Source organism: Sinorhizobium sp. 6-70, assembly GCF_030124375.1.
In the GTDB taxonomy this organism is placed as follows: domain Bacteria; phylum Pseudomonadota; class Alphaproteobacteria; order Rhizobiales; family Rhizobiaceae; genus Sinorhizobium.
Window position 1 is genome coordinate 40,779 of record NZ_JASKLS010000019.1, and the last position, 6,337, is coordinate 47,115.

Genomic DNA, 6,337 nt, shown 5'->3' on the forward strand with positions numbered 1-6,337 from the left:
GGCTGCTCGAGCAGCTTCGCGAATTTCGTGGCCGCAACGGACGATGTTTGCAGCCCCACGATTTTTCAGGCAATTCGCTTGCCATCGCGGTCGTGAGCACCCACTAAAACTAGAATTTTTTCGACAAGCCGCCGCAGCCGCCTAGGGCATGATCGACAGCCATTTGGCGGCTTTCGTTGGTTGTTCCTGATCGAGGTCGCTTGCAAATTCAGCATCGCCAAAAAAAGTGCGCCCGCCGTTCACGCTAAGGGTCGAACCGTTGACGTATGTCGCGTCAGGCGAAGCCAGGAAGAATGTTGCGTCAGCTACCTCTTCCGGCTCTCCTATCCTGGCCACGGGAATACTCGGCCGGAAGCCTTTCGGCGCGATGCTGCCGACGTTTGCGCGCTGAGCGGTGGCCGGCGTGCCGGTGTTGCCGGACGTGACGGCGGCTGTCCGAATACCAACCGGCCCGAGTTCGGCCGCCATGCACCTCGTCAGGATTTCGATTCCGGCTTGGGACGCTTCATAGGCGTGGCGCGGCGCGAAGGGCACAAAGGTGTGGGTCGTGCCGACATTCACGATCACGCCGCCGGGGCGCATCGTCTTGATCGCCTCGCGCGCGCAGATGAAGGCGCCGGTGAGATTGACATCAAGGACGCGTTTGATCTCATCTGTTGTTTGTTGGAGGCCTGGGACAAAACTGTCGACCACAACAGTAGCATTGACGAGGACGTCTAGCCTGGCAAAGCGCACTCGCAGCTCCTCAAACAGCGTCACCACGTCACTCTCGACGGTAACGTCCACGGATTTCGCCATATGCTTGCCACCGAGAGAGCACGCGAGCTTTGCCGCGGCAGCACCATCCTTATCAACAATAACGACAGTATCGCCGTTTGCGGCAAAACGGCGAGCGACGGCCGCGCCTATACCGTCCGCCCCGCCTGTGACAAGCACGATTCGCGCACCGACATGCCCGGCCGGACCGAAGAGTTCAGCTCTTGGCGTCCCGTCCGCTGACAGGTTCGCATTACCCGGCTGGTTGAAGGACATCCAACCACCGTCAATGGTCAGCACTGAACCGTTGATGTAACCCGCGTGCCGGCTGGCGAGAAACCGCACTGTCCGGGCGATCTCGTCGGCGCGCGCCATCCGCCCCATCGGCACGCGCCTGCGAACAGCGGCGAGATCCGCCGCGCCGGCGCGTTCTAATTGCTCGACCATCGGCGTACGCACATAGCCGGGCGCTACTGCCGTCACGCGGATGCCGCGCGACGACAACTCGCATGCCAAGGATTTCGTGATCGAGATCAGGCCCGCTTTGGAGGCGGCGTAAGCATTGCGTTTGGGATTGCCTAATACGCCCGCCAGCGAGGCCACGTTGACGATGACAGCGCCCGGCTCCATCCGCCGTGCCGCTTCCCGCGCCATAACGTAAGGCCCGATCAGGTTTACTGCCAACACGCGTCGGAAAGCGTCGACACTGGTGTCGGCGGTCGCATCCATGCTAGGCCCGATAGCCGCGTTATTGACGACCACGCTGATGCGCGCAAACTGTGCTTCAAGGCGTTTATAAAGCGCAACAATATCGTCCTCTCGCGAGACATCGAACTCAAGTCCGAGGTGCGGGTGGCCGAGACCGCGGGCAAATTCAAGGATGCCGCTGCCCGGGAGGTCGACAGCGACGACAGTGCCTCCGTCCGCGGCAAAAGCATTGACCAGGGCACGGCCGATTCCGCCTGCAGCGCCTGTAATGATGACGACGCGCTCTGCTTGCTTCATTGAGATAAGTTCTCCTGATCAACGGTAGGATTTCAGGACAAGGAACCGGGTCGCGGTACAGCGGCCTGTGGCGGTGACGACCAGTCTGCCCCGGATAGACGTAATGCGTTCCAGCTAAGCAGCGGTTCGCCTCATTTTCGCGCTCTTGGAGGGCTGCGGCGCTTCCTGAGCGCGTAGACCGGATCGTCCGGATGCGACGCTCCGATCGGCCGGCGGAGACCGAACCGCTCTATCTCTGGGGTCGTCTGCGGGCTCTGCTCCTCGAGCCAATCGTAGACCACCGTGCGCTCGGCAATTCGCCACTCCCCTTCCCTCTTTTGAAACAGGTCACAATATCGACCGCAGAGAAGAACCTGCCGTATCGTCCTGCCGCCGTCGGGTCCGCGTTGCAGCGCGGTGAAGTAACTCTCGACGGCGGCCTCTGCCGGGCTGATGAACTCGATCAGAACGTTCGTGATCTGATGGATGTTGCGCGGTTCGGTTTTGAAGACACCGAGCGCGAACTCAATGAAGCCTTCGGCCGAGCCGGCATAGGCCCCGTGATTGTCATAGGCATCGGGCCAGTAGGAGCTGCGTAGCGCCGCCTCATCCGCACGGTCTATCCCCCGGCAGTACCGATAGAGACAGTCGCGGATCGCCTCTCGGTCAAGTAATTCGACGAATGTTTTGTGGTGCATGGCTTTGTAGCAGGTTCTGAGATTGAAGTGGCGCTTTCGCGCATCCGATTACGCAGCAACGATTTCGCACTAAGGCAGCCGCACCGCGGGCAAATGCTGCCTGCCGCTGCCCACCGACGTGAAACAGCTCAGTGCTGAAGGTGTTGATTGTTTAGCAGCTTTTGCGAGCTCTGTGTCTGGACAGTCCAATACGCTGTCCTCCACAGCCATGCTCTATTTAGGTGTTAAACCCTCCACAGGCTTGATTGAACAAAAACCGATCAAGCAACGCATCGAATGCGCGATCGATTTCAAGCGCACGCTCGGGGCAGGATCGAGCACCTCGTGTCGCGAGTAGTTCGTCCCTCTCCGCAACCTCGATGTCACCGCGTAAGATGTAGCCGTCGTCATCCAGTTTGAAGACGTCCGGCGCTTGCGCCCAGCAGCGAGCATGCCCCTGGCATTTGTCATTGTGGACGATGATGCGCATGCGGTACCTCCATGTCTTTCCCCTCGCCTTTAGTCAGGACCAGGCCAGAATCAGATTCTCGATCCCGAACACATGGCCGCCATAGGTGATGGGCGCCGTGTCTTCCTTGATACGGAAGTCAGGGATGCGAGACAGCCACTCCTCAAGACCGATGACGATCTCCCGCCGGGCGAGGTGTGAGCCGAGACAACGATGGGGACCATAGGCGAAGGCGGTGTGGCGGTTGTCTTCCCGTGCCAGATCGATCGTGTTCGGGTTCGCGAACTCTGCCGGGTCGCGATTGGCGATCATAGTCGCACAGGAAATGTAGTCCCCCTTACGGATCGGCGCGCCTTCGAAGTCGATGTCTTTCTTTGCCACGCGGATCATCTGCACGGTGGAATAGGCGCGCAGCAATTCTTCGGCCGCGAGCACAATTCGATCCGGTTCTCTCCGCAGCAGTTGCTGGTCTTTGGGATTGCGAGCGAGATAGGCTAGGTCAAATCCTATCGCCGTTGCGACCGTGTCGAGACCGGCGACGAACACAAGCACGCCAATGCCACGGACTTCCTCGTCGGTCAGCAGGCGACCATCGACCTTAGCCTCCACGACGAAGGTCATGAAATCGTCGGCCGGTTCCTTGCGGCGCATGGCCGCAAGGTCGTCGATGAACGCCACAATCGTCCGCGCCGCTGCCGTTCGCTTGATGCCCTCGCCGTGGAGCAGATCCTTCCCCCAGCCGACAAATGTGTCGAGTCGCTCATCTGGTAGTCCAATAAAACTGAGGAAGATACTGACCGCAAAGGGAAAAGCGAAATCCTTCATTACGTCGCAGCTTGTGCTCGCCGCCGAGATCCCGTCGATCAACGCGACCGCGCGCTCACGGATGGCCGGTTCCAGAACGATCACTCGCTTGGGCGAAAGCAGCGGGTTGAGCAGCGAACGAAAGACACCATGGGCTGGTGGGTCGAGTTCCAGCGGTATCATCGGCCAGTTTTCGCCGAGCGCGGAGGCGAAGATGCTGCGATGGCTGGAAAAGGTTGCGGTGTCGTGCAGTACTCTGCGCTGGTCCTTGGCGCGCGTGATCACCCAGGTACCGCGGCCGTCCCGAGTGTTGTTGGGAGAATAAAAGATGGGCGGCGCGTCATGGGCGCAAGCGACAGCTGCGTGAGGATCCCCGTTTGGCGTGGGCCCCATGCCGGGCGACGTGAACAAGCTGAAGTCCCTTACCATTTCCGGCGGAACATGATCTGGAACCGGCTTACTCACGACTAGGTTCTCCTCAAGGTCATGCACTCATGCGCTCGATTGAAATCGCCCGGCGATCATCGATGTTGATTACCGGCGCGGCCACGTCTTAGGCGCCTTGAGATTCTGCTGCACGATGCGCTGACCCACGCACCAGCGCGGATGAAATCGTCGCTAATTTAAGCAGCACAGTATCCTGGTCGGCCCATGGTCCATGAGCGACCGCCGTCGGCTTACGCGCGCTGAAGTTCAGATGCTGATCAATCACCCATTAGCTCCTTGAGGCACTGCGGGCATCCGCCCTGCCAAATTATCGAAGCAAGTTGCGTGCCGTTGACCCCGGCACCACTTGTCCACACCAGCTACATGCCTTCGGCAACTGTTTTGGTCCGATTTCCGACATAGTTGTTCTGCTTCGGACACAAGGACCTGGCGGGTTGACACGCGCTGCAGAACGCATGCAAGCGCCGAGATCCAATCCGACCTCAACCACTTGCCTAAACATGAACCGGCGTAAGCCGGATGGAATGCCCTGCCATCAAACGCTTAAGAACGATCTGGATGATTACCTCCACGCGGGAGGCTTCCGATCAAGCTCAGATCACTGGTCATGTAAGTTCTAATTCGAGGCGAAGCGCACCTCGATGCATCCGCTATGTCGATATGTTCCATCCAAACAATCAATTACCCTAATTGCCCGATAGGGCATATGAATGAGTCTAGTGGCGTCGTGGGGCTATTTCATAAGGAGGACTCGCGATGGAAAAGACAATTCACGGCGGCCAGGGTAGCAACAGTCTCTTTGGCAGCAATGGTGATGATATGATAGTCGATCCCACGGGAAATGACTGGATCGACGGTCGTTTCGGCAACGACTCCATCTCGGCCGGCGAGGGCAATGACCGAGTTTTTGGTGGCGTGGGCAATGACCACGTCTTTGGCGACGAGGGCAACGACTACCTCTACGGCGACATGGGCCGCGACAACCCGCGCATCCTCGGTGCGGCCATCCTCGGGGCGGACAACGACAAGCTCTACGGCGGCCCCGGCGACGACGCCCTCTTCGCGGGCGACGGTAGGGACTCTTTGACCGGCGGCGCCGGCCACGACACCTTTGTGTTCCAGTTCCACAACCCGAGTTCCGGGGTCGACAAAAACTTCGGGCCAAACCCGGACCACACCACCATTGTGGATTTTGACCCAGCGCAAGATACTTTCGCCTTCGATGCGGTAGGTCTTGGCAGCGATGGTCATGATGCGAATTTCGTTAATCACGCGGCGCGTGGCAATCAGGTGGACACCTTCTACAGCGGCCCCGCCGATGGCGCGCACGGTGAGCACGTCGTAGTGATCACTGATCGCAGTTTCGCCGATGGCTCGGCCGCAGCCAAGGCCATCTCCGGCGAGGCTGCAGGCGATATCATTGCCTATTTTGATTATAGTAGCATGACGGCGGACCTGGGTTATGTTACCTCCGAGAACCACGTGGACGACTTTGTGCACCTGGGCAACGTGCAAAGTTTGCTCCACTTGGCCGGCCTCGGCCTGACCGCGTCGGATTTCATGTTCTGCTGATCGGGAAAACCATGCCGCACCGCGCCACGCCCGCCCAAACGCAGCGTTCCCCCCCTGCAGTGACCGTGGGCCATCCCGGAGCAGGCGCAGTGTTGTTCAGCTTAAGCTCTATACATTGCGTCGGCTGCAGACCGAACCCCCGATCGAGCCTTGGTCACATTCGGAGAAAATCATAACTTTACTAACTAGATGGGCGGCAAAGGCTGTGCCGCGTTTGGTCCATGCGGTCGCCTTGGTCGCCGAACGGCAGGCGGCATGGAGTATCTGCACATCGATCGGCCTATCGCCCCGTCCGGGAAATTGCCAGTCCTTGAGGCTTCCAGGCGCCAATGGGTGTGCAGAATGCCGAGCAGCTATGGCGATGGCATCACTGCGCAATCCTTGACGCCCTTACAAGTGTCGGACCTGGATTAGATACGCTGGCTTTGAATGGTGGTGACCGTCAGACTCACCGCATCCGAAGCGCGCAGTCCCTGCGGCATAGGCGGTCGTCTGCGGCACCGCTTCGAGAAACCGCATGCCTTCCTCGGGGCCCGAGGCGACGTGGTCAGCGGACGAAGTAGCGGCTGAACTATGTCACCGGATTCGGGAGATTCGTTCCGTGCCGGGGCAGGTTGCGAAGCGTCCT

5 protein-coding genes are annotated in these 6,337 nt (G+C 59.5%); 1 reads left to right on the forward strand and 4 read right to left on the reverse strand.

All coding sequences use genetic code 11. From position 1 onward, the window contains the following. Window positions 1–141: 141 nt before the first annotated feature. From QN222_RS26965 to QN222_RS26980, 4 genes are all read right to left on the reverse strand, one after another. On the reverse strand, window positions 142–1,761 hold the full coding sequence (locus tag QN222_RS26965) for an SDR family oxidoreductase (protein WP_284005670.1): 1,620 nt from the start codon (window positions 1,759–1,761) through the stop codon (window positions 142–144). A 131-nt stretch (window positions 1,762–1,892) separates the two neighbouring features. After that, entirely contained in the window at window positions 1,893–2,438 is a 546-nt protein-coding gene (locus QN222_RS26970) for a nuclear transport factor 2 family protein (protein WP_283965290.1), read from the reverse strand. A 217-nt stretch (window positions 2,439–2,655) separates the two neighbouring features. After that, the gene (locus QN222_RS26975; RefSeq protein WP_283965291.1) at window positions 2,656–2,907 is read right to left on the reverse strand and encodes a ferredoxin; all 252 of its coding nucleotides are present in this window, start codon (window positions 2,905–2,907) and stop codon (window positions 2,656–2,658) included. Window positions 2,908–2,940: 33 nt separating this feature from the next. Next, window positions 2,941–4,119, reverse strand: a complete 1,179-nt coding sequence (locus tag QN222_RS26980; protein ID WP_283965300.1) for a cytochrome P450 — start codon at window positions 4,117–4,119, stop codon at window positions 2,941–2,943. Between the two features lie 774 nt (window positions 4,120–4,893). On the opposite strand from QN222_RS26980, the gene QN222_RS26985 reads away from it, so the two are divergent. Continuing rightward, window positions 4,894–5,709, forward strand: a complete 816-nt coding sequence (locus QN222_RS26985) for a calcium-binding protein (protein WP_283965292.1) — start codon at window positions 4,894–4,896, stop codon at window positions 5,707–5,709. Window positions 5,710–6,337: the final 628 nt, after the last annotated feature.

Bases quoted from the DNA above. Each gene is read 5' to 3' on its own strand.
- QN222_RS26965 (WP_284005670.1), bottom strand. From the start codon at position 1,761: ATGAAGCAAGCAGAGCGCGTCGTCATCATTACAGGCGCTGCAGGCGGA.
- QN222_RS26980 (WP_283965300.1), bottom strand. From the start codon at position 4,119: ATGGTAAGGGACTTCAGCTTGTTCACGTCGCCCGGCATGGGGCCCACG.
- QN222_RS26985 (WP_283965292.1), top strand. From the start codon at position 4,894: ATGGAAAAGACAATTCACGGCGGCCAGGGTAGCAACAGTCTCTTTGGC.
- QN222_RS26970 (WP_283965290.1), bottom strand. From the start codon at position 2,438: ATGCACCACAAAACATTCGTCGAATTACTTGACCGAGAGGCGATCCGC.
- QN222_RS26975 (WP_283965291.1), bottom strand. From the start codon at position 2,907: ATGCGCATCATCGTCCACAATGACAAATGCCAGGGGCATGCTCGCTGC.